Origin of the sequence: Pseudomaricurvus alkylphenolicus (genome assembly GCF_011683955.1) — a bacterium.
Lineage (GTDB): Bacteria > Pseudomonadota > Gammaproteobacteria > Pseudomonadales > Cellvibrionaceae > Pseudomaricurvus > Pseudomaricurvus alkylphenolicus.
On the sequence record NZ_JAAQPI010000008.1, the window covers coordinates 201,153 to 220,713 of the forward strand.

Consider the following 19,561-nt stretch of genomic DNA (forward strand, 5'->3'; position numbering starts at 1 on the left):
GCTTATTGACAAGCTTCGCAGTCCGGGTCGTCCAAAGAGCAGGCTTTGGGTACCGGTGCAGCTTCTGCCGGTGCAGCAGCGGTAGCGGCGGGTGCGGCCGCAGAGACTGCATTCAGTGAGCCGGTTTCCACGGTGGATTTCTCCGTGGAGGTGGCCGCCAGTGCGCGCAGGTAGTAAGTCGTTTTCAGGCCGTGATACCAGGCCATGCGATAGGTGATATCCAGTTTCTTGCCATTGGCACCGGCAATGTAGAGATTGAGGCTCTGGGCCTGGTCAATCCACTTCTGACGGCGACTGGCTGCATCCACAATCCAGCGGGGCTCTACTTCAAACGCTGTGGAGTAGCGAGCCTTGAGTTCGGCCGGAATGCGATCGATTTTTTGTACAGAACCCTCGTAGTACTTCAGATCGTTGACCATCACAGAATCCCACAGACCAAGGGCTTTCAGTTCGTGCACCAGGAAAGGGTTCACGACGGTGAATTCACCGGACAGGTTGGATTTCACGTACAGATTCTGATACGTGGGTTCGATAGACTGAGATACGCCGGTAATGTTGGCAATGGTCGCAGTGGGGGCAATAGCCATTACATTGGAGTTGCGCATGCCCTGGGTTTTGACTTTCTCACGCAGGCTGTTCCAGTCGAGAGTCTGGCTGCGATCAACCTTGATGTAGTCTTCACCGCGGTTGCGGGCGAGCAGTTCAATGGAGTCGATTGGCAGTGTGCCCTTGCTCCACAGCGAGCCTTCGAAGGTGGAATAGGCACCGCGTTCTTTGGCCAGCTCACTGCTGGAATCAATCGCGAAGTAGCTGATTGCTTCCATGGAGCGATCGGCAAATTCCACCGCTTCCTGAGAGCTGTAGGCGTAACCCATTTTGTACAGAGCGTCCTGGAAGCCCATCAGGCCCAGGCCAACGGGACGGTGACGCATGTTGGACGTGCGCGCCGCCTCAACAGAGTAGTAGTTGATGTCGATAACATTATCGAGCATACGTACCGCAGTGCGCACGGTCTTTTCCAGCTTGGCGTGATCGAGCTGGCCATCCACCACGTGTTGAGCCAGGTTCACTGATCCCAGGTTACAGACAGCGATTTCGTCGCCTGCAGTGGTGTTGAGGGTGATCTCGGTGCAGAGGTTGGAGGAGTGCACTACACCCACATGCTGCTGCGGGCTGCGCAGGTTACAGGCATCCTTGAAGGTAATCCATGGGTGGCCGGTTTCAAACAGCATGCCCAGCATTTTGCGCCACAGGTCGATCGCTTTTACGCGCTTGAACAGTTTCAGTTCGCCGCTGGCCGTTTTGCGCTCGTACTCTTCGTACTTTTCCTGGAAGGCCTGGCCCACCAGATCGTGCAGCTCGGGCACATCATTGGGGGAAAACAGGGTCCATTCTTTGTCGTCGAACACACGCTTCATAAACAGGTCGGGAACCCAGTTGGCGGTGTTCATGTCGTGGGTGCGACGGCGATCATCACCAGTGTTCTTGCGCAGCTCCAGAAATTCTTCGATATCCAGGTGCCAGGTTTCAAGGTAGGCACAGACTGCCCCTTTGCGCTTGCCGCCCTGGTTAACCGCCACAGCGGTATCGTTGGCAACTTTCAGGAAGGGAACCACACCCTGGGATTTGCCGTTAGTGCCTTTGATATAGGCGCCCAGAGAGCGCACAGGGGTCCAGTCGTTACCGAGGCCGCCCGCCCACTTGGAAAGCATGGCGTTGTCCTGCATGGCACCATAGATGCCGTGCAGGTCATCGGGTACGGTAGTCAGGTAGCAGGAAGACAGCTGCGGACGCAGTGTTCCGGCATTGAACAGCGTCGGTGTGGAGCTCATGTAATCGAACGAGCTCAGCAGCTGATAGAACTCAATGGCACGCTGCTCGCGGTTGGGTTCATTGTAGGCGAGGCCCATGGCAACCCGCATAAAGAACACCTGTGGCAGCTCGAAGCGCACGCCTTCTTCGGAGTGAATGAAGTAGCGGTCGTAAAGGGTTTGCAGGCCCAGGTAGCTGAACTGCAGGTCGCGAGAGGCGTCCAGCGCGGCGCTCAGCTGTTCCAGGTTGTAATCCAGCAGATTGGGCGAGAGCAGTTCCAGCTCAACGCCTTTGCGGATATAGGCCGGCAGGGTCTGGGCGTAGATGCCGACCATCTCAGTTTGGGTGGCGGACTCCGCCAGACCCAGGAAGCTCAGAGCCTCGGCGCGCAATTTATCGAGCAGCAGGCGGGCGGTGGCGTAGGAGTAATTAGGCTCCTTTTCCACCAGTGTGCGCGCGGTGATCACCAGGGACGTGTTCACGTCTTCCAGGGACACGCCGTCGTAGAGGTTGCGCATGGCTTCGTCGAGAATGTCTTTGGCTTCGACGTCTTTGAGGCCGGCGCAGGCCTCCTCGACAATGGTGCGGACGCGACGGATATTCAGAGGCTGTCTCTCGCCGGAGGGCATCACCACGCTGATGGTGGGGTATTCACTGTCCGCTTCCTGGTCGGCCTGGTTCTGGGCGCGCAGGCGTGCATGTTCTTCGCGGTAAAGAACATAGTCGCGAGCGATTTTCTGCTCGCCGGAACGCATCAGGATCAATTCCACCTGGTCTTGAATGTCCTCGATGTGCACGGTGCCGCCGGAAGGCATCCGACGTTTGAAGGTGGCGCTAATCTGGCCACTCAGCGAGGCGACGGTTTCGTGTACGCGGCTGGATGCGGCAGCGGTTCCGCCTTCGACGGCCAGAAACGCCTTGGTCATGGCGACGGAGATCTTGCTTTCATCATAGGGCACAACAGTGCCGTTGCGTTTGATGACCCGCAGTTGGCCCGGCATGGTCGCCGTTACCGGCGTCGCGCTGGGCTGCGGGGTGGAGGGTGTAGCCTGGGGTGCTGGGGTTGCTGTCACATCAGTGTCAGTTTGCATGTACGTCTCCGCGTATTGTGCGTTGCATGTTGAGAGTTAAATTCATTAAACGGCAATCCGCCCCGCGCCTGTACACACGGGACTGAATTACATCGATCAACTGTTTAGATATCGGGTCGCGTCCGACAGGGGCTGGTTGATCAGCCGCTCTGCCGGTGAGGCCAGGCCCTCGCTGTTATTGGTGATGTTTAATCCGGTGAAACTCTTGGGTCTGATAAATGGGGCTGTTAAATCTTTACCAGGCCCTTAATCGACTAAACACCTATATATTGGGGTTGGCCAGAATTTGGATACAAGATAATGCGGTTGAGGGGGCAATGCAAGGCGATAAAGATGGTGATTTCTTGTGGATAAAATGTGCGTAATGAAATAAGTCAGTAACCACTAATCCTGAGTGCCAAGTCCAGCCGGCCCCTGTGGATATGTTTGGGGTGTTGGCAATGCCATATAACTTTTTCTAATAAGATCAAATTCTTTTATTTTGCTTATCTTGTGGTTTAAAATTTGATCACCACTAGATGTTGTGTTGTGCAAAAAGAAATGAGTGGATTGCGCCGCAGGCACATGTTGCCCACTGATGTTAGAATCTGCCATTACGACGACGTCTGAATAGCCGGAGTAGGGAATGGGCGATGTAGTGCAGTTCAAGCGGCCAACAGCGGCCCAGAAACACAAGGGCAAAACCCTGTGTCGCAGCGGTTTTCACAAGTGGAAGGTGGTGCAGGAAAAGCAGTTTGACGTCAAACAGGGCAAATTGGTGACCATTCATGAATGCCAGCGATGTGGCGAAAGAAAGGTCACCAGCCAATAGAGGCCGCGATTTTAATGGTCGTGGCCACAGCCTTCGGCGCCGTGAACGTGTCCGTGCTGCAGCTCTTCTTCGGTGGCGTCCCGAATCTCCATCACCTCAACCTCAAAATGCAGATCCACACCCGCCAGCGGATGGTTGCCATCGATGGTAATGGTGTCTTCCTCTACATCGATCACTTCGACAATCTGCATGCCCTGGGCTGTCTCGGCGTGAAACTCCATGCCCACTTCAATATTGTCGATGCCGCCAAACATGCTGCGGGGCAGCTCCTGGATCAGCTCCGGATCCTTGTCGCCATAACCCTGTTCAGGTGCAACCACCAGTGACAGCTTGTCACCCACGGACTTGCCTTCAAGGGCTTGTTCCAAACCGGGTACCAGGTTCTGATGGCCCTGCAGGTACGCCAGTGGTTCCTGGCCCTCCGAGCTGTCCAGGGTTTCGCCCTGCTCGTTTTTGAGGGTGTAGTGAATCGTTGCGACTTTGTTGGTAGTAATGGTCATCGTAGAGCCTGTGGTGGTTGCTGGGCTAGAGTCCCGTAACGGGAATCCCATTGAGACTGGCGGAGGCCAGATTAATTTCGTAGTGTTTGCCGTCTTTTTCAGTCTGTTGGATGCGCACGACCAGATGATCCCAGTCCCGGGCCAGCCAAAGTAACGTCACGCGTTTGCTGCCTTCCCGGACTTTTCTTACTTTGACGACGTTGAGTCTTCCCACGGCCGTCTGCAATTGTTCTTCCCCGAGAACTTCAAAGCGGTAGGTCTTCAGGCGTCCGCCGTCGGCAATGGCGTAGCTCAGCTCCGGATCATTCTCGCGAGTGTGCCTGTTTAGCAGGTCGTGACGCAGCTGCAATTGGTAGCTGAGCTTGTCCATTGCCTGCGGGGGAATACTCATGCTCCAGGGGCGCTTCTGGACGTTGTTCACCACGGTGAGCTTTTGCCAGTCGAAATCCAGGTGAGCCTCCCGATCACGGCCCAGGCCCGTGCGGCTATAGCTATAGCGCTCGGGTACCAGATGACCTTCCCGGTTCCAGTTAAACTGGCTGACTTCTTCGATGCGGGCCAGCCACGAGCGGGCCGCAAAACGCAGTTCCTGGCCGCCATTCTCCAGTTCGCGCAGCGTGCGGGTGGCGGTAATGCTCAAGCTGCCGTAACGGGCTTCGTAGGTGGCTTCGAACGGTTTGGGCAGTTCAGCCCGGGTCACGCCTGCCATCAAAAGACAACAGGCCAGCAGGCTGCGCCACAGAAAGTGATTGCAAGGCATGTTGGCCATAAATACAGCTTCCCGTCAGTTCCCGACAGCGATCAATTGCGGCTGTCGATAATGTGGCCGCTGTCGGGAAGTGTCTCTCCGTCAAGCAGGCTGCGCCCCTGAGCCATACGCAGCCGTCCCTCAGAGAACCAGCGTGCCGCCAGGGGGTATATCACATGCTCCTGCACCTGCACTCGCTTGGCGAGAGTTTCCGCCGTGTCTTCGGGCAAAACCGGGACAACGGCCTGGACGACGTTGGGGCCGCCGTCGAGTTCAGCCGTGACAAAGTGTACCGTCACTCCGTGGCAATCATCACCGGCATCCAGAGCCCGCTGGTGCGTGTGCAACCCCTGGTACTTTGGCAGCAAAGATGGGTGAATGTTCAACATGCGCCCTGAATAATGTTGAGTAAAGCCTTCCGTCAGGATGCGCATAAAGCCCGCCAGGATAACGAGATCCGGCGCATAGGCGTCGATTTCCCGCTGCAGGGCCTGGTCAAACAGCTCGCGACTGTCAAAGCCGGTGTGGTCCAGTACCTCTGTTGGAATACCGGCAGCCGCGGCCCGCTCCAGCCCATAAGCGTTGGGGCGGTTGCTGATCACTGCGCTCAGGTTGGCCGGTAACTCACCCCGATCATGGGCGTCAATCAGTGCTTGCAGATTGGTGCCGCTGCCCGAGATGAGCACCACAATATTGGGGGTGGAGTTGGCCATGGATCAGTTGATTCCCTGCAGCTCGACCCGCTCTTCATCACCCTCAGCCTTGGCGATGGTGCCGACCACAAAGGCGTCTTCGCCACAATCGCGCAGCAGGGTCAGGGCCTGGTCCTGTTGTTGCGCCGGAACAGCGATGATCATGCCGACACCGCAGTTAAAGGTGCGGTACATTTCGTAGGCTTCGACATTGCCCTGCTGCTGCAGCCACTGGAACACCGGTGGAATGGTCCAGGCATTGGTGTCGATCACTGCTTTGCAGTCTTCAGGCAGGACGCGCGGGATATTTTCCTGCAGGCCGCCGCCGGTAATGTGAGACATGGCGTTGACCTGTGATTCTTTGATCAGGCGCAAAAGCGATTTGACGTAAATGCGAGTGGGTTCCAGCAGGGCTTTGCCCAGGGGACGGCCATCAATGTCGGTGTCCAGATCGGCGCCGCTGACCTCTATGATCTTGCGAATCAGCGAGTAGCCGTTGGAGTGGGGGCCGCTGGAGGCTATGCCGATCAATACATCGCCTGCGGCCACTTTGCTGCCGTCGATGAGCTCGGATTTTTCCGCAATGCCCACGCAGAAGCCGGCCAGATCGTAGTCGTCACCGTCATACATGCCAGGCATTTCGGCAGTTTCGCCGCCCACCAGAGCACAGCCGGCCTGCTCACAGCCATCGCCGATGCCGGAGACCACGTCGGCGGCCACGTCCACATTGAGTTTGCCGGTGGCGTAATAGTCGAGGAAAAACAGCGGCTCTGCACCGGCGACAACCAAATCGTTGACGCACATGGCAACCAGATCGATGCCAATGGTGTCATGAAGATCCAGATCCATGGCCAGTCGCAATTTGGTACCAACACCGTCTGTGCCCGATACCAGCACCGGTTCGCGATACCCGGTGGGCAGCTCAAACAGGGCGCCGAAGCCACCCAGGCCCGCCATAACGCCGGGGCGACGGGTGCGTTTGGCCACCCCTTTGATGCGCTCTACAAGGGCGTTACCGGCGTCAATATCGACGCCGGCGTCTTTGTAACTCAGGGATGTGGATTGGGGCTCGGAAGCGGGGGACTGTTTGTCGCTCATGGAATCTGCGGCTCGGCTCGTGAAAAGCCGGACATTCTACCAGCTATTCTGTGTGCATTGAAATTGCACAGCGCCACATATTAAAGACCGGTCAGGTATTGGCGACCGGTCATAGCGGCAGGCATAATGGCGACCTGTTCAATTCAAGGCGCATCTATCAAGGAGTTCGCTCTTGTATCGCTTATGGAAACCCGCCTTCGCCGCGCTTGTGTGCCTGCTGTTGGTGCTCGCCACCGCTCAGGCCGAAGTGGTAGAGGGCCTGTATCGGCAGCAGATACTGGTACAGAGCCAGGGGGATGCGGAAAGGCGTGAGGCTGCTTCCCGGGCACTGGAGTCTGTGCTGGTGAGGGTCACAGGTCGCACGGATATCATGCAGCAACCGGCGGCAAGCCAGCTGGCAACTCGAGCAGGCCAATTGCTGGAATCCTATCGCTATGAAACCACCACTGAAACACTGCAGCAGGGAGACGAGCAGCTGCCCGCGTCCCGGCTGATACTGACATTTTCACGGGCCGCCATCGACAATACTTTGCGCCGCGCCGGGCTGCCGATCTGGCCTGATAATCGTCCGTCTGTACTGGTGTGGCTGGTGAAAGACGACATTAATGGCGGTCGCCAACAGGTGTCGCTACAGGAGCCGGGTGAGCTGACCGCAGTGGTGGCTGAGGTGACCGCATCCCGCGGTTTGCCGGTGGTGGTGCCACTGTTGGATCTGCAGGATCAACTGTCCATCAGCGCCGATGATCTCTGGCGGCTTGATGGAGAGAAAATCCGAGCGGCATCGGCTCGCTATGGGGTCGATGCGATTGCCATTGGCCGCTACAGTCAGACCTCATCGGGACGTTGGCTGGGGGCCTGGTCGTTGCTGCACAAACAGCGTATGGAAGTGTTCGACAGTCACAGCGACCAGGGTGAGGCGGCGCTGGTGGCCGCCGGTCTCGACGCCATCGGCACCTATCTTGGCAACGCTTACGCCATTGTTTCCAGCCCGGATACTCGCGGTGGCGTACTGCTGCAATTACAGCAGGTGCAGAGCTTTGCCAACTATGTGGATGCGCTGGATTACCTGGAGAGCATGGCCGTTGTGCGCCAGCTTGAGCTAATCGCATTGAGGCATAGCAATCTTTGGGTGTATCTGCATACCGAGGGCGAAATCGATGCCCTTCTCGATGCCCTCGCCCTGGATAGACGCCTGATGGCTCCCGCCAAGGATCCCGGTGTGATTGCTTTGCCGCGACAGAGTACCGCCCCCCTCGGCAGCTGGGAAAACCCCCTAAGATTTCGCTGGCCAGGTTAACAAACATCGATTTAGACAGTATCCTTAGCGCCTGTTCTTACCGCTGTTGTTCCCATGAGTCGCACACGTTCCAACCCATTGCCTAAACAGTTGTCGCTGAGCGTGCACCTGAACGATGAAGCTACGTTCGATAACTTCTTCATCCGTGAAGGGCAGGTGAATGCACAGGTGGTGGCCACGTTGAAGTATCAGCTGCAACCGATGGGTGAACAGTTTGTGTTTCTGTGGGGTGCCACGGGTGTTGGAGTGACACATCTTTTACAGGCATCTTGTCTCAAGGCTCAGCAGGAAGGCGCCTGCAGCCAGTATCTGCCACTGACCGAACTGGTGGGGTATGACCCGGAGCAATTGCTCGAAGATCTGGAGCGGCTGGATCTGGTCTGCCTTGACGGTTTACAAGCTGTCCAGGGACTGCCTGAATGGGAGCGGGCGCTGTTTCGCTTTTTTAATGTCATGCGCGACAGCGGTCGCCGTCTGGTGATGGCCGCCAATTGCGGCCCCCGAGAGCTCAGTGTCAATCTGCCGGATCTGCAGTCTCGACTCAACTGGGGGCTGGTATATCAGGTGCAGCCTCTGCGCGATGACGATAAATGTCGGGCGCTGCAAATGAGGGCCAGGGCCAGAGGGCTGGAACTCAGTGACGAAGTGGCTCAATTTATCATGCACCGGGTGTCGCGCGATTTGCACGAGCTGTTCGAGTGCCTGCATCGCCTGGACGATGCATCGCTGGCCGAGCAGCGTCGCCTGACGATTCCCTTCGTCAAACAGACTCTGGGCCTCTAACCTTACTAAGGACTAGGGCGCCATACACTCCAGACACTGGGCGTATACCGCGTTCGGGTCGTTCATCTGCATCAGCGTTGCGAGTGGGCGCAGCTGCTGTTCCAGCAGTCCAAGCCCGGTTACCAGGCCGGACTGTGCAAAACGCTCAGCGATGCCACTACTGGAAAACTCATCGGCCAGCTGTTGCGCCAGCTGTTCACCCGGCGACAATGGAATTTCAATTTCTTCCACATCAAACTCAGTCAGTCCGGCTTTAGCCGCAGCGGCCGCCAGTGTTTGCTGCAGGTCTCCCAGCTGGTCAATGAGCCCCAGTTCCTGGGCAGCCCGTCCGGTCCATACCCGGCCCTGGCCCACCGTATGGATCTGGGCGCTGGTGCTTTGTCGCGCCTGCGCCACCAGGTCGAGGAAGCGCTGGTAAATGTTGTTCACACTCTGTTGCAGGATGATTTCCGCCTGGGGAGACAATGGGCGGTCGACCCGCAGTGCGCCGGCCAAATCCGTGGTGCCGACGCCATCGGTATGAATGCCGAGTTTCTGTAAGCTGTTTTCCAGGGTGGGAAAAGCGCTGAAGACTCCAATGGAACCGGTGATGGTGGTGGGCGTGGCCCAGACTTCATCGGCGCCCATGGAAATCCAGTAGCCACCGGATGCGGCCACACTGCCCATAGAGACAAAAATGGGGATGCCGGCTTTGCGCGTCACCTCAAGTTCCTGCCGTATCAATTCCGAGGCGAAGGCGCTGCCACCACCGCTATCGACCCGCAACACCAGGGCTTCGATATCGTGCTCCTCTCTGGCGGAGCGAATCAAATCAGACAGAGTATCGCCACCGATGTTGCCCGGCGCCTGTTCACCATCGAGGATAACGCCTCTGGCGACGATCAGACCGACCTTCTTGTGCCTGGCGGTCGCTTCGGACAGTGTCAGATACTCGCGGTAATTCAGTGCGCGAAAGTGTTGATTGTCAGCGTCTTCACCCACCTTCTCGATCAGCCAGCGATTCTGCTGGTGATGAGTGGCGAGCTGATCAACCAGCCCCATTTCCCGGGCGGCGAGTGCATGGTCACCTTTATATTGTCTGAGGTGTTTGTCCAGTTGATTGACATAGTGGTCGATACTGCCTGCCGCCAGTTCCCGTTGCTGTTCCACTCGGGCAGTGTAGGTGCTCCAGAGTTCATTGAGCCACTGACCATTGTGTTCTCGGGAGGCGTCAGACATGCCGTCGCGCAGATAGGGCTCGACGGCGTCTTTATATTCTCCCACGCGAAAAACATGCATATTGAGAGACAGCTTTTCCAGTGCGCTGCGGAAATAGTTGCGATAACTTCCGTAGCCGGTCAGTATCACCGCACCCATGGGGTGCATGGTGATTTCGTCGGCGTAACTGGCGAGGTAATACTGCTCCTGGGAATAGGCATCGCTGACGGCGTATATCGGTTTGCCACTGTCTTTGAAGCGCTGCAGGGCCGAACCGATTTCTTCCAGCTTGCTCAGACCGCCGCCCACCAATTCATCCAGCTCCAGCACCAGGGAGGTGATTGCCGGGTCCGTCGCTGCCCGATCCAGTGCTTCAATAATGTCCCTGACGCGGGTTTCAGTCTCTCGCTGACTGCGCTGCTCGAGAAATTGCGTCATCGGGTCCACGTAACTGTATTGGTCTACCAGCAGGCCGCTGGGTGCCAGGTGGAGTGCAATATCCTTGGGCATTTGGCGGGGTTCTTCGGGTGCCAATGCCACAATTACCACCAAAATCAATAAGATAAAAATCACATTGGCGAGGCCGGTGCGGACCCAGGTGATGCCCTTCCAGAGGCCGGAGAAAAAGCGTCGGATGAAACCGGGTTGGTGGTCGGATTTCATGGGTGGACTCCTTGCTCGGCGTTGAGTGATTGTGCCTGCCAGGCCTGCAGCCAGCGGCTGGTCATCATGGCGCTGATAAACAGGATAACGCAGAGCAGTGTCTGCAGGTAATCGTTCCAGGCCCCGTTGGGCGCCATGGCATTGCTGACGCCGACGGTAAAGTGCATCAGGATCACAAAGCAGAGCCAGTTGTAGGTACGGGCATGTTGGCGCAGCATGCCCGGCACAAACATCAGCAGGCTCAGGCAGGGGATTAGCAGCAGCGTCCAGACAAATCTTTCATCCAGCAGGCTGGTGGTCAGGTAGAGCAAATTCAGCCCGATGACGCAGGCCAGGCTGGTGGCCTCACCCGTCTTCAGTCTGGACGGTTTGGGTGGCAGATTCACAGGAACTCCATCTATTTAAACTGTGGGGCGAGGGCCCGGGCGATGTTTGCCACTCGTTTGCCCAGTGCCTGGTTCAGGCGTTGTTCTTCGTCACTGATGCTCAGTGAATTATCGGCACCCGCAACGTGGGAGGCGCCGTAGGGGGTGCCGCCGCTGCGGGTTTGCATCAGGTCCGGCTCGCTGTAGGGGAGTCCGACCATCACCATTCCATGGTGCATCAGCGGTGTCATCATACTGAGCAGGGTTGCCTCCTGGCCTCCGTGCATACTGCCGGTGGAGGTAAATACCGCAGCGGGTTTATCAATCAGCGATCCGTTCAGCCATAAGCTGCTGGTGCTGTCGAGAAAGTGCTTGAGCGGCGCGGCCATATTGCCAAAGCGTGTGGGGCTGCCCAGTACCAGGCCGCTGCAATCGCGGAGATCCTCCAGCGAGCAATAGAGAGCCCCCTGGTCAGGTATGGGCTCCAGGGAGGCTTCGGTATCTGGCGAAACCGGGGGCACGGTCCGCAGTCGTGCCTCCATGCCGGTTACCTGTTCAACGCCCCTGGCGATATCGTGGGCCATCGCCGCAGTCGCGCCGTGGCGCGAGTAGTAAAGCACCAGGATGTAAGGAGCCATCGCTTAAATCAGCTCCAGCACATTTTCCGGTGGACGGCCCAGTACGGCTTTATTGCCCTTGACCACAATGGGACGTTCAATCAGCTTGGGTGTGGCAACCATGGCTGCAATCAGTTGTTGCTCGCTGAGATCGGGGTTCTTGAGGTCGTTTTCCTTATAGGCATCCTCACCTTTGCGCAGCAGTTCCCGGGCAGAGATGCCCAGCTTGGACAGCAGTTCAGCAAGCTGCTCGGCGCTGGGGGGAGTTTCCAGATACAGAACCACTTCAGGCTCGACTCCGTTTTCCTGCAGCAAGGCAAGGGTATTGCGGGACTTGGAGCAGCGGGGGTTGTGATAAATGGTGACCATTGACGAATTTTCCTTTATGTTCCTCTTAGCAATCGGGCTATTGTAATGGTAACCGACACACAACACTATTCACCCTCGGATTCAGGTTATATGCCCGGGTTACACAGTCTGACAAATCTCCGCCAAATGGATGCTCGCCAGTTATGGCGGTTTCTGCGCTTTGTGGCAGCGCAATACAGCGAGCGTGGGTGCCGACAACAGGCAGCCGCACTGACCTATATGACACTGTTTGCCATAGTCCCCACCATGACGGTGATTTTTACGATGTTCTCCCTGTTTCCGGCGTTTGAGGGAATGGCTGGTCAGCTGGAGGGATATCTGTTCCAGTACCTGCTGCCGGATTCCGGTCTGGATGTGCGCGAGTATCTGACCGAATTCACCACCCAGGCCCGCAGTCTCACGCTGGCGGGGATATTGATGCTGGTGGTGACCGCTTATCTGATGATGAAAAGTATTGAGTCCACCTTTAACGACATATGGGGCGTTATCGAGGCGCGGCGCGGGTTATCGAATTTTCTGCTGTATTGGGCGGTACTGAGCCTGGGCCCCTTACTATTGGGGCTGGGATTGGCCATCAGTACCTTTCTGCTGTCACTGCAGTACTTCGTTGATGACTATGACAGCCTCGGAATTGTGCCCACGGTATTTGGTTTTTTTCCCTGGTTACTGACCTGTATGGCCTTTACGTTGTTGTTTGTGGCGGTACCCAACTGCAAGGTACCTTTCAAAGATGCCTTGGTTGGAGGCGTGCTGACCGCAATTTGTTTTGAACTGTTCAAGGACCTGTTCGGCCTGATTGTGGCTAACAGCAGCTATAAAGCCGTATACGGTGCCTTTGCAATGGTGCCGCTGTTCCTGCTATGGATTTACATCCTCTGGATGATTGTCCTCGCCGGTGCGGTTCTGGTGCGTGCCCTGTCCGCCTATCAAGGCACAATTGAGCGCACTCAACATTCGGATCTGATCGCCGCGTTGCAAGTGTTGTGGCAATTGCGGCAGGGGGCGCAGATTGGCAGACCTATATCTCTGGACCAGCTTCTCGCGGTAGGGGTGGAATCCGAACAGTGGCGGCGACTGCGCAATATGCTGCAGCGCCAGGGTATTATTACACTCACTCAAAATAGCGATTATGTCTTGTGTCGCGACCTGGAAACTCTGTCGCTGCAGCAGTTGGCCAGTTTGACCGGTGTCGGAGATCAGCTGCCGCCATCGGAACTCAGGTTGGATGGAGATCCCTGGTTTAAGGCGGTGTCAGAACGTTTGCAGGCGTTGGATCGACATCGCCACCGCGAGTTTGATGTGTCTGTGGAATCCTTATTACGTGACGATCATGAGGAAGACAGAAATGTTGCGACGTCTCCGCGTTTGCTTAAGCCTTAGCGGCATTTTATGGCTGCTGGTGCTGACGGGATGCGACGGCAAAGTGTATGAAACCCAAAGTGGTGATCATCTTCGCTGGAGTGAGTTGCGCGGGCAATGGGTGTTCATCAATTACTGGGCGCTTTGGTGTAAGCCCTGCAGAAAAGAAATGCCGGAACTGAATGCCTTTGCAAGGGAAGCGGGTGTGACCGTGCTGGGTGTGAATTATGACCTCCCTCAGGGGGAAGAGCTTAAACGCCAGTCCCGGGCCTTGGGTATAAGCTTTAATGTCCTGCGTCAGGATCCGGCGCAGTCTCTTGGTTACCAGCGTCCGCAAGTGTTGCCGGCCACCTATGTTTTTGATCCTGAGGGCAACTATCGGGGGGTGTTGGTCGGGCCGCAAACGCGGGATTCGTTAGCCGTTTGGCTTGTGGATGAGCGCGAGCTGGCGTCCACACAACTTGGAGTGAGCAATGAGTGAGACTGTGCAGGGATGGGTCAGCGGGCGTGTGCAGGGAGTGGGGTTTCGATACTTTGTGCAGCGCTGTGCCGAGGCAGAAGGGCTCGAGGGTTATGCGGTCAATCTTCCCGACGGGCGCGTCGAAGTGATATTGCAAGGGCCTTCCGCCCGCGTGGAGAAGGTTCAGCGTCAAGTGGAGCAGGGGCCGAGTGCATCGCAAGTGGATGAAGTTTCCTGGCAGTCGGCTCCGCCGTACCCCCATCGGGGTTTTCGCATGGGATGATCTGGAACGCCTAGCGCCAGTGTTGGCTCCAGGTATCCATCACTTTGCGGGGGTAGGTGTTGCGGCCGTAGCTGCCGTTGTAGCGAGCCAGGGCTTCGATCAGGCGCCCGTCGGCCCGATCCAGATAGTGTTTAAGGATGGTGCAGCCATATAAAAGGTTGGTGTCGATATCAATCAAGTTGTCATCGGGCCGGCCGATTTCCCGTTTCCAGAAGGGCATGATTTGCATCATGCCCTGAGCGCCTACGCGGGAAACCGCAAAGCGATTAAAGCCGCTCTCTACCTCAATCAGCGCCAATACAATCTCAGGCTGCAGACTGGCGCGGCGCGCAGCGCGGTGAATCCGGCGCAGCAAATCCAGTCGTTCAGACGGGCTCTTTACAAATCTGGCCAACTTGTCTTGTTTTGACATCAGCCAGACTTCGGCATCATAGCGATCTTCAAAACTGTCGCTGGCTTCGATGGTGGCTTTCAGTGAGGCACGCAGCTGGGGGTCGATGCCCTGTTGGGGCTGGGCAAGGGTATTCTGGGTACATCCGAACAGCACCAGTCCCAGCACCAGCAAGAGTCTGCGCAGCTGATCAGGCCGGCAAAGTCTGGTGGAGAAACGGGAGCTGTTCATCAGCGTTTGAAAACAACTTGGCGCCTAGACGCCGATCTGAGTTTCCAAAAAGGACATCAGTTCAGTCTCGGGGATGTCCTGTTTTTCAGAATCTCGGCGGCTCTTGAATTCCAGAGTGCCGGATTCAAGGCCTCGATCACCTACCACAATGCGGTGGGGAATGCCCATCAGTTCGGTATCGGCCAGCATGACACCCAGGCGCGCTTTTTCCTCATCCATAAAGAGAACCTCGTAACCCCGGTTGACCAGAGTTTCGTAAAGTTCTTCGCACTTGGCCCGTACTGCATCCGATTTGTGCATATTGATGGGAATAACGGCAACCTGGAAGGGGGCAATCGCTTCGGGCCAGATGATGCCGTTGTCGTCATAGTTTTGCTCAATGGCCGCTGCAACCACCCGGCTGACACCGATACCATAGCAGCCCATGGTCATCACTTGCTCTTTGCCGTTTTCATCCAGCACGCTGGCGCGCATGGCTTCACTGTACTTGGTGCCCAGCTGGAAAATGTGGCCCACTTCGATGCCGCGTTTGATTTCCAGCGTGCCCTCGCCACAGGGGCTCGGATCACCAACCACCACATTGCGAAGATCAGCGATAGTGGGTATCGGCAGATCACGCTCCCAGTTAACACCGGTAAGATGGTAACCCTCCTTATTGGCGCCACAGGCAAAATCAGAGAGGTGGGCGACGCTGCGATCGATAAAGGTGGGTATCGCCAGCCCAACGGGGCCCAAGGAGCCAATGCCGCATCCCAGTTCAGATTTAATGCGCTCTGCCGGGGCCATGGTCAAGGGGCTTGCAACCTGCTCCAGTTTCTCTGCCTTTACTTCATTGAGCTCGTGATCGCCTCTCACAATCAACGCAACCAGGCCCTGATTGCCGTCTTCATCTTCGGGTGCCAGAACAATCAGCGTTTTCACCAGCTGGGACTTGGCAATCTTGAGGTTATTGCTGACATCCTCGATTGTATGCTGCCCCGGGGTGGCCACTTCGGCCATCTCCTGAGTTGCTGTCGTTCTCTCCCCGGTGGGTGCAACCGCTTCGGCCAACTCGACGTTGGCGGCGTAGTCGCTGCCACTGCTAAAGGCGATATCGTCTTCACCGCTGTCGGCCAGCACATGAAACTCGTGGGAGCTGGAGCCACCGATGGAGCCCGTGTCCGCCAGTACCGGGCGGTAATCCAGGCCGATACGGTCAAAAATATTGCAATATGCCGTATGCATACGGTCATAGGTATCCTGCAGGCAGGACTGATGCAGATGGAAAGAGTAGGCGTCCTTCATGGTGAATTCCCGCGAGCGCATAATGCCAAAGCGGGGGCGCACTTCGTCACGGAATTTGGTCTGAATCTGGTAAAAATTGGCCGGCAGTTGCTTGTAGCTTTTGAGCTCATTTCGGATCAGGTCTGTGATCACCTCTTCGTGGGTTGGACCCAGGCAAAAAGGGTTCTCGTGGCGATCAGTAATACGCAGCAGCTCGGGACCATATTGTTCCCAGCGACCGGACTCCTGCCAGAGCTCTGCGGGCTGCACAACCGGCATTAATACTTCCTGGGCATCCGCCGCGTCCATTTCTTCGCGAACGATGTTCTCCACTTTGCGTAAAACCCGCAATCCCAGCGGCAGCCAGGTGTATAGACCAGAGGCAAGCTGGCGGACCATGCCGGCTCGCAGCATTAACTGGTGGCTGACGGCGACCGCGTCCGAGGGGGTCTGCTTGAGGGTGGCGATAAGGAAACGGCTTGCACGCATGGGAACTGGCTATCTCTTGCTGTTAAGTTGGGCAGGGTCGGTTGAATCTGGCAACTGATCCTAGGTAATTTGTTTCAGGAGGAGTATTCTACGGTGGTTAACGGGTTGGGGAAAGGAGGAAACCACGATGTCCGAACTCGATGTACAGCAAAAGTTTGAGCTGGATCCGCAGCTTGCGGCGGATACAGTGTTGCTGGGGGAATTCCCGCTGTCTCTGGTGTTGCTGAGCCGCGATGCCAATAATCCCTGGTGTATTTTGGTGCCCAAAAGGCCCGGTAAACGTGAAATACATCACCTTGCCGCCATGGATCGTCAGCAACTGATGGATGAGTCCTGTCATTTGGCAGAGGTTATGGCCGATCTCTTTGTGCCGGACAAAATGAATGTGGCTGCTTTGGGCAACCAGGTCAGCCAATTGCACTTGCACCACATAGCGCGCTTTAAGGATGATGCGGCATGGCCGGGGCCAATCTGGGGTGTGCTGGAGCACAAAGACTACAGCGTAGAAGAGCTCGATGAGCGCGTATCAAGGCTGCGCAGCGCGCTGGCAGGTGGCCAGTTTACGGAGGCAAAGTAACCCTCTGATTCGGCTTTTATTCGAATCAGGGCCGGCATCAGCCGGGTATTGTGCTGAAGCGAAAGCAAAAAAGCCCCCGCGGAGGGTTCCAACGGGGGCTTTTTTCAAGTGCTCTTTGTAGGCACTCGTTTCGTCTGACTCAAATTACAGAGCCATATCCTTCAGCTTCTTCAGTGGGCGAACCTTAACCTGAACGGTAGCAGGCTTGGCGGCCACGTCCATGGTTTCGCCTGGTTTGAAGGGATTAGGTACATTCTTGCGGGCTTTGCGGGCAGGCTTCTTGATTGCAGAAACCTTCAGCAGACCAGGCAGAACAAACTCGCCAACGGCACGCTTCTTGATGTGACCTTCAATGATATCGCTGAGTTCATCCAAAACACTCTGAACCTGCTTCTTGCTCAGTTCGGTGTTCTCAGCAATCTGATTGAGAATCTGAGTTTTGCTGTAACGCTCCTTAACCGCTTTCACCTTTTTCTCAGGAGCAGCTTTCTTGGCAGCAGCTTTCTTGGCTGGAGCTTTCTTGGCAGCAGCTTTTTTGGCTGGGGCTTTCTTGGCGGTAGCTTTACGGGCGGCCATGGTTTTTTCCTTTGTTGTCTGGGGTAGTAGGTTTTTAACTTACTGCAGCGGCTTGATATTGAACCCGCAAGGTCGGTAAAAAAGCCTTGTTTTATAGGTTCAAACAGTCTGGGGTAACCGCTGAGGCTATGTATACAGGGTTGCAGGCGCGCAGGCAAGCAAAAAACCGCTAAAAACCCCATTTTTTAGGGTTTTTTCGGTGCTTTTTCGAAAAAATGCCTCGAAACCCCTAAAAAAGCAGGGTGTCAGGCACTGGTGCTCTTAGAAGGACTGCTAGTGCAGAGTAAATTCCCGCTTGGCGACCTGGTTGAAAATCTGCACCCAGGCGTCGTCAAATTGGCTGCCTGCCTGGCGATTTATTTCCAAAACAGCGCGAATCAACGGCCGTTTTTGTTCGGTGCGATAGGCGCGATTGTATCGACAGGCGTCATAGGTATCGGCAATGGAAAGTATCTTCGCACCATTACAAATATCCTTTGAGGTCAAAGCGTTTGGATAGCCGCTGCCATCACAGTGTTCGTGGTGTTGCAAAACCATAATGGCGGCTTCTTCCCATCCGCCCATCGATTGCAACAGATCTGCCCCCAGGCGAACGTGGTGTTGCATGCGCTGCCTTTCGGCTTCCACATAGCTGCTGTCTTTGTGCAACATGGATAGCGGCAAAAAGGGCATGGCAATGTCGTGAGCCATGGCAGCCATCAAAAGCTGCTCCGGAGGCTCCGCACGGTTGGCGTGCTCATTCATCAACAGGCTAAGCTTCGCAATACGGTCGGTATAACCTTTCCAAAACGGGGAGCGATGTTCGAGCGAGGGAATCAACTGGTGGACAAAGCGATGATCCGCATCGATGCGGATGCCCATCGCGGCGGCATCATCGAGCAGCGAGCTGTCGAGCGGCGGGGCTGGAAGTGGGTGCAGAGGAGATTGCGGGTCCAGCAGGTTCAGGCTTTTCTTGATGGCCACAGGGCGTTGCTGTGGATCTACCTGTGCAATTTGGGCGATGCTCCGGCAAATCTGTTGAAACTGTTCGAAGCTGATACCGCTGTTGCTGCCATGAATATTCTCATCGATCAGTGCCTTGGTCTTGTCCATCGCGAGTAAAACCACATCACTGAGCGAGTCGTCGTAGCGCAGTTGCCCGTGGCGAACTCCATCGAGGACATCCTCAATGCCCTGCAAAAGCGGACAGAGTTCCTTCAAGCCGATGTAAATCAGATTGCCTTTGATGGTATGTACGCAACGGAACAGGCTGTTTGTCAGTTCTGAGTCCGAAGGCGCCTTTTCCAGCTTGATCAGCAGATCCTCGCTGCGCTGATAGTGCTCATGAAAGTCATAAAAGAAGTCATCCACCAGCTCCATCTCGATATCTTGGGGTTGGGCAACAATCATAAGGCGGGCATCTCCCTTCATTGAGCACTGGGGCGGGGGCGGACTGGGGGCAGCTCTGACCGGATCCGGACCACCGCAAGCCTAAGCATAGACCATCAGTGGTTTAACCACCGCGGGAGGCTGGGTTATAATGCGCCGTTTTTCGTGGCAGAAGGGTTGTAGGAACGTAGTTATGGGACATAGTTATGCCGATTTATGAGTATGCATGTCGAGCCTGTGGGCATGCAATGGAGGCACTGCAGAAGATGAGCGCCCCCGCCTTGAAGGAATGTCCATCCTGCAAAAAGCCGGAATTGAGCAAAAAAATTTCGGCGGCCGGCTTTCGACTGTCGGGAGGAGGCTGGTATGAGACCGATTTCAAGACCGGCGACAAAAAGAAGAACCTGGCGGGCAGTAGTGCCAACAGCGGAGCGGCTGCCGGGGCCACGGCGGCCGCTGATTAAGGCTTCTATATATAGCCTGACAGCCAAAAACACGTATTAACCTTATTTGATTACTGA

At 56.1% G+C, this 19,561-nt stretch carries 22 protein-coding genes; 8 read left to right on the top strand and 14 right to left on the bottom strand.

Translation table 11 applies throughout. The features are described from left to right. Positions 1 to 2 precede the first annotated feature (2 nt). Positions 3 to 2,903 (bottom strand): ribonucleoside-diphosphate reductase subunit alpha, encoded by a 2,901-nt coding sequence (locus HBA55_RS20370; RefSeq protein ID WP_166995217.1) that lies wholly within the window; start codon positions 2,901 to 2,903, stop codon positions 3 to 5. A 384-nt stretch (positions 2,904 to 3,287) separates the two neighbouring features. Beyond that, complete coding sequence (locus tag HBA55_RS20375; RefSeq protein ID WP_166995219.1) at positions 3,288 to 3,497, bottom strand: hypothetical protein; 210 nt, start codon at positions 3,495 to 3,497, stop codon at positions 3,288 to 3,290. Positions 3,498 to 3,528: 31 nt separating this feature from the next. Between HBA55_RS20375 and HBA55_RS20380 the strand changes: the two genes are divergently transcribed. Further along, positions 3,529 to 3,714 (top strand): hypothetical protein, encoded by a 186-nt coding sequence (locus HBA55_RS20380; RefSeq protein ID WP_166995221.1) that lies wholly within the window; start codon positions 3,529 to 3,531, stop codon positions 3,712 to 3,714. Between the two features lie 11 nt (positions 3,715 to 3,725). Here the strand turns inward: HBA55_RS20380 and HBA55_RS20385 are convergent, their stop codons facing one another. The 4 genes from HBA55_RS20385 to purM are packed head-to-tail and all read right to left on the bottom strand — an operon-like array spanning position 3,726 to position 6,752. After that, on the bottom strand, positions 3,726 to 4,214 hold the full coding sequence (locus HBA55_RS20385) for an FKBP-type peptidyl-prolyl cis-trans isomerase (protein WP_166995223.1): 489 nt from the start codon (positions 4,212 to 4,214) through the stop codon (positions 3,726 to 3,728). 25 nt (positions 4,215 to 4,239) lie between these two features. Next, positions 4,240 to 4,983 carry a DUF3108 domain-containing protein gene (locus HBA55_RS20390; protein ID WP_166995225.1) on the bottom strand — a complete coding sequence of 248 codons (744 nt, stop codon included), beginning with the start codon at positions 4,981 to 4,983 and terminating at the stop codon, positions 4,240 to 4,242. A 32-nt stretch (positions 4,984 to 5,015) separates the two neighbouring features. Next, positions 5,016 to 5,675 (bottom strand): phosphoribosylglycinamide formyltransferase, encoded by a 660-nt coding sequence (gene purN, locus HBA55_RS20395; RefSeq protein WP_166995227.1) that lies wholly within the window; start codon positions 5,673 to 5,675, stop codon positions 5,016 to 5,018. Positions 5,676 to 5,678: 3 nt separating this feature from the next. Beyond that, positions 5,679 to 6,752, bottom strand: a complete 1,074-nt coding sequence (gene purM, locus HBA55_RS20400; protein WP_166995232.1) for a phosphoribosylformylglycinamidine cyclo-ligase — start codon at positions 6,750 to 6,752, stop codon at positions 5,679 to 5,681. Positions 6,753 to 6,924: 172 nt separating this feature from the next. Between purM and HBA55_RS20405 the strand changes: the two genes are divergently transcribed. Next, positions 6,925 to 8,049: a DUF2066 domain-containing protein gene (locus HBA55_RS20405; protein WP_166995234.1), complete on the top strand. Its 1,125-nt coding sequence runs from the start codon at positions 6,925 to 6,927 to the stop codon at positions 8,047 to 8,049. A 54-nt stretch (positions 8,050 to 8,103) separates the two neighbouring features. After that, positions 8,104 to 8,832: a DnaA regulatory inactivator Hda gene (gene hda, locus HBA55_RS20410; protein WP_166995236.1), complete on the top strand. Its 729-nt coding sequence runs from the start codon at positions 8,104 to 8,106 to the stop codon at positions 8,830 to 8,832. 12 nt (positions 8,833 to 8,844) lie between these two features. Here the strand turns inward: hda and sppA are convergent, their stop codons facing one another. Genes sppA through arsC form a run of 4 tightly spaced genes read right to left on the bottom strand, consistent with a single transcriptional unit; the run spans position 8,845 to position 12,043 of the window. Then, positions 8,845 to 10,692, bottom strand: a complete 1,848-nt coding sequence (sppA, locus tag HBA55_RS20415) for a signal peptide peptidase SppA (RefSeq protein ID WP_166995238.1) — start codon at positions 10,690 to 10,692, stop codon at positions 8,845 to 8,847. Continuing rightward, positions 10,689 to 11,078 (bottom strand): DUF2069 domain-containing protein, encoded by a 390-nt coding sequence (locus tag HBA55_RS20420; RefSeq protein ID WP_166995240.1) that lies wholly within the window; start codon positions 11,076 to 11,078, stop codon positions 10,689 to 10,691. The genes sppA and HBA55_RS20420 overlap by 4 nt, the downstream gene beginning before the upstream one ends. Positions 11,079 to 11,089: 11 nt before the next feature. Then, positions 11,090 to 11,695 carry an NAD(P)H:quinone oxidoreductase gene (wrbA, locus tag HBA55_RS20425; protein ID WP_166995242.1) on the bottom strand — a complete coding sequence of 202 codons (606 nt, stop codon included), beginning with the start codon at positions 11,693 to 11,695 and terminating at the stop codon, positions 11,090 to 11,092. Positions 11,696 to 11,698: 3 nt separating this feature from the next. After that, entirely contained in the window at positions 11,699 to 12,043 is a 345-nt protein-coding gene (gene arsC, locus HBA55_RS20430) for an arsenate reductase (glutaredoxin) (RefSeq protein ID WP_166995244.1), read from the bottom strand. A 45-nt stretch (positions 12,044 to 12,088) separates the two neighbouring features. Here arsC and HBA55_RS20435 point away from each other — a divergent pair, with 45 nt between their 5' ends. From HBA55_RS20435 to HBA55_RS20445, 3 genes are read left to right on the top strand one after another with little or no spacing between them, the layout of a single operon-like run. Further along, entirely contained in the window at positions 12,089 to 13,423 is a 1,335-nt protein-coding gene (locus HBA55_RS20435; RefSeq protein ID WP_166995247.1) for a YihY family inner membrane protein, read from the top strand. Next, entirely contained in the window at positions 13,389 to 13,883 is a 495-nt protein-coding gene (locus HBA55_RS20440; RefSeq protein WP_166995249.1) for a TlpA family protein disulfide reductase, read from the top strand. The genes HBA55_RS20435 and HBA55_RS20440 overlap by 35 nt, the downstream gene beginning before the upstream one ends. Next, positions 13,876 to 14,145 (top strand): acylphosphatase, encoded by a 270-nt coding sequence (locus HBA55_RS20445; protein WP_166995251.1) that lies wholly within the window; start codon positions 13,876 to 13,878, stop codon positions 14,143 to 14,145. Before HBA55_RS20440 ends, HBA55_RS20445 begins: the two co-directional genes overlap by 8 nt. A gap of 10 nt (positions 14,146 to 14,155) precedes the next feature. Here the strand turns inward: HBA55_RS20445 and HBA55_RS20450 are convergent, their stop codons facing one another. Further along, positions 14,156 to 14,767, bottom strand: a complete 612-nt coding sequence (locus HBA55_RS20450) for a lytic transglycosylase domain-containing protein (protein ID WP_166995253.1) — start codon at positions 14,765 to 14,767, stop codon at positions 14,156 to 14,158. Between the two features lie 24 nt (positions 14,768 to 14,791). Continuing rightward, on the bottom strand, positions 14,792 to 16,519 hold the full coding sequence (locus HBA55_RS20455) for a proline--tRNA ligase (protein ID WP_166995255.1): 1,728 nt from the start codon (positions 16,517 to 16,519) through the stop codon (positions 14,792 to 14,794). Positions 16,520 to 16,646: 127 nt separating this feature from the next. Between HBA55_RS20455 and HBA55_RS20460 the strand changes: the two genes are divergently transcribed. After that, positions 16,647 to 17,096 carry an HIT domain-containing protein gene (locus HBA55_RS20460; RefSeq protein WP_166995257.1) on the top strand — a complete coding sequence of 150 codons (450 nt, stop codon included), beginning with the start codon at positions 16,647 to 16,649 and terminating at the stop codon, positions 17,094 to 17,096. A 144-nt stretch (positions 17,097 to 17,240) separates the two neighbouring features. Here the strand turns inward: HBA55_RS20460 and HBA55_RS20465 are convergent, their stop codons facing one another. Both HBA55_RS20465 and HBA55_RS20470 read right to left on the bottom strand, forming a co-directional pair. Continuing rightward, positions 17,241 to 17,672 carry an HU family DNA-binding protein gene (locus tag HBA55_RS20465; protein ID WP_166995259.1) on the bottom strand — a complete coding sequence of 144 codons (432 nt, stop codon included), beginning with the start codon at positions 17,670 to 17,672 and terminating at the stop codon, positions 17,241 to 17,243. A gap of 273 nt (positions 17,673 to 17,945) precedes the next feature. Continuing rightward, on the bottom strand, positions 17,946 to 19,061 hold the full coding sequence (locus HBA55_RS20470; RefSeq protein ID WP_166995261.1) for an HD domain-containing phosphohydrolase: 1,116 nt from the start codon (positions 19,059 to 19,061) through the stop codon (positions 17,946 to 17,948). A 185-nt stretch (positions 19,062 to 19,246) separates the two neighbouring features. Between HBA55_RS20470 and HBA55_RS20475 the strand changes: the two genes are divergently transcribed. Beyond that, the gene (locus tag HBA55_RS20475) at positions 19,247 to 19,504 is read left to right on the top strand and encodes an FmdB family zinc ribbon protein (RefSeq protein ID WP_166995263.1); all 258 of its coding nucleotides are present in this window, start codon (positions 19,247 to 19,249) and stop codon (positions 19,502 to 19,504) included. Positions 19,505 to 19,561 lie beyond the last annotated feature (57 nt).

What these genes read in the sequence shown, in the direction of transcription:
- sppA (WP_166995238.1), bottom strand. Translation starts at nt 10,692, where the DNA reads ATGAAATCCGACCACCAACCCGGTTTCATCCGACGCTTTTTCTCCGGC.
- HBA55_RS20390 (WP_166995225.1), bottom strand. Translation starts at nt 4,983, where the DNA reads ATGGCCAACATGCCTTGCAATCACTTTCTGTGGCGCAGCCTGCTGGCC.
- HBA55_RS20370 (WP_166995217.1), bottom strand. Translation starts at nt 2,903, where the DNA reads ATGCAAACTGACACTGATGTGACAGCAACCCCAGCACCCCAGGCTACA.
- HBA55_RS20435 (WP_166995247.1), top strand. Translation starts at nt 12,089, where the DNA reads ATGGTAACCGACACACAACACTATTCACCCTCGGATTCAGGTTATATG.
- HBA55_RS20375 (WP_166995219.1), bottom strand. Translation starts at nt 3,497, where the DNA reads ATGGCAGATTCTAACATCAGTGGGCAACATGTGCCTGCGGCGCAATCC.
- HBA55_RS20440 (WP_166995249.1), top strand. Translation starts at nt 13,389, where the DNA reads ATGTTGCGACGTCTCCGCGTTTGCTTAAGCCTTAGCGGCATTTTATGG.
- hda (WP_166995236.1), top strand. Translation starts at nt 8,104, where the DNA reads ATGAGTCGCACACGTTCCAACCCATTGCCTAAACAGTTGTCGCTGAGC.
- HBA55_RS20385 (WP_166995223.1), bottom strand. Translation starts at nt 4,214, where the DNA reads ATGACCATTACTACCAACAAAGTCGCAACGATTCACTACACCCTCAAA.
- purN (WP_166995227.1), bottom strand. Translation starts at nt 5,675, where the DNA reads ATGGCCAACTCCACCCCCAATATTGTGGTGCTCATCTCGGGCAGCGGC.
- HBA55_RS20445 (WP_166995251.1), top strand. Translation starts at nt 13,876, where the DNA reads ATGAGTGAGACTGTGCAGGGATGGGTCAGCGGGCGTGTGCAGGGAGTG.
- HBA55_RS20475 (WP_166995263.1), top strand. Translation starts at nt 19,247, where the DNA reads ATGCCGATTTATGAGTATGCATGTCGAGCCTGTGGGCATGCAATGGAG.
- HBA55_RS20470 (WP_166995261.1), bottom strand. Translation starts at nt 19,061, where the DNA reads ATGATTGTTGCCCAACCCCAAGATATCGAGATGGAGCTGGTGGATGAC.
- HBA55_RS20455 (WP_166995255.1), bottom strand. Translation starts at nt 16,519, where the DNA reads ATGCGTGCAAGCCGTTTCCTTATCGCCACCCTCAAGCAGACCCCCTCG.
- HBA55_RS20380 (WP_166995221.1), top strand. Translation starts at nt 3,529, where the DNA reads ATGGGCGATGTAGTGCAGTTCAAGCGGCCAACAGCGGCCCAGAAACAC.
- wrbA (WP_166995242.1), bottom strand. Translation starts at nt 11,695, where the DNA reads ATGGCTCCTTACATCCTGGTGCTTTACTACTCGCGCCACGGCGCGACT.
- HBA55_RS20465 (WP_166995259.1), bottom strand. Translation starts at nt 17,672, where the DNA reads ATGGCCGCCCGTAAAGCTACCGCCAAGAAAGCCCCAGCCAAAAAAGCT.
- HBA55_RS20450 (WP_166995253.1), bottom strand. Translation starts at nt 14,767, where the DNA reads ATGAACAGCTCCCGTTTCTCCACCAGACTTTGCCGGCCTGATCAGCTG.
- HBA55_RS20460 (WP_166995257.1), top strand. Translation starts at nt 16,647, where the DNA reads ATGTCCGAACTCGATGTACAGCAAAAGTTTGAGCTGGATCCGCAGCTT.
- purM (WP_166995232.1), bottom strand. Translation starts at nt 6,752, where the DNA reads ATGAGCGACAAACAGTCCCCCGCTTCCGAGCCCCAATCCACATCCCTG.
- arsC (WP_166995244.1), bottom strand. Translation starts at nt 12,043, where the DNA reads ATGGTCACCATTTATCACAACCCCCGCTGCTCCAAGTCCCGCAATACC.